General features: G+C 50.3%; 1 protein-coding gene. It reads right to left on the reverse strand.

Annotated features, from left to right (window positions below; translation table 11 throughout):
* Nucleotides 1-16 precede the first annotated feature (16 nt).
* Nucleotides 17-1093 (reverse strand): IS4 family transposase, encoded by a 1077-nt coding sequence (locus AYK67_RS06140; protein WP_162265086.1) that lies wholly within the window; start codon nucleotides 1091-1093, stop codon nucleotides 17-19.
* Nucleotides 1094-1169: the final 76 nt, after the last annotated feature.

Consider the following 1169-nt stretch of genomic DNA (forward strand, 5'->3'; position numbering starts at 1 on the left):
CACAGTACACGACTCTTTAGTTTATTGAGCGCTTGGGGCAGTTTTTTCGCCATGCCTTAGATGCTCTATCAGGTTTATGGGTAATCCAGTTTCGCAAAGTATCGAGCCCCAAGCGGAACCAAGACTTTTCCCGTCTGCCATGGCTTTTGCGCTTAATAGCTTTTCGGTCCATTAAAGTTGTGGCGCAGCGATAGGACCAGATTGTTGCCAGAGTGACAATACAGAGCAGCGTGGAGAGCTTTTTGTGGCAGCTCAGCCTTGTATCCTCCATGTTAAATCCGCGTGTTTTGATATCTCCAAACAGACACTCAATCGCCCACCGTTTTTTATAGGCATTCAGCGCAGCTTTGGCGCACGGGGCATTGGTCACAATGAAAAGCCATTCGCCGTCTTTTAGTTGTCTGGCCGCGATGCAGACCTTGAAGTGTGCGCCCTGCAAGCGACCGCTCCACACGAGTGTGTTCTTGCGCGCGCGCCTGCCATGGACCAGCGTGTTCAGGCTGGTAACACAGCCGCTTTCCAACTGAAACAAAAGCTTTCCTTTCAGGCGAATAGCGAAGGGAATATTGTTTTCACTCAGAAAATCCAGCCAATCCTTGCCGATAAACTCTCTGTCAGCCAACACAAGCTCAATGGAGCTGACATCAAACAGGCTTAGATAGCGCCTCACCAAAGCAACCCGCTGGTCCGTGTTGCTATTGCCCTGATGGTTCATAAAACTCCACAGCAAGGGGACGCGGAAGCGCCGCGTGACAATGGAAAGAACCAGAATGTTTACATGTGTAGAGCCAATTTGCCAGTTGGTCCGGTCAAGAGCTAAAGTTTTCGCGCGCCCAAGGTTCAGCATCTTAACGGCCAATAAAGCAATGCGGTCCTGATCAAGGATGACATGTTGAAAGAACCGTTGCAGGCGGCGGTAGTTAGAAGAATGTAAGGCCTCCCCGGGCAACAGGCTGGCAAGGTGACTCAGGTTTACCGTTCGTCCGCTCACGAGCCCCACAATAAGGCAGGACAGTGTACTCAAACGGCTCTTGCTGAGAGCAAAGTGAGGCGATAAGGTCTCTATGAGAGTGGCTAAAACGATGTTGGACAAGCTCTGGATCCTTTTGGTGAAGAATCCAGCACTCAAACAGATTTAGTCACTCTCAGCAAATGTGTCGTGTACTGTG

The sequence above is a fragment of the Polycladidibacter stylochi genome (genome assembly GCF_001562055.1).
Taxonomy (GTDB): Bacteria; Pseudomonadota; Alphaproteobacteria; order Rhizobiales; family Stappiaceae; genus Pseudovibrio; species Pseudovibrio stylochi.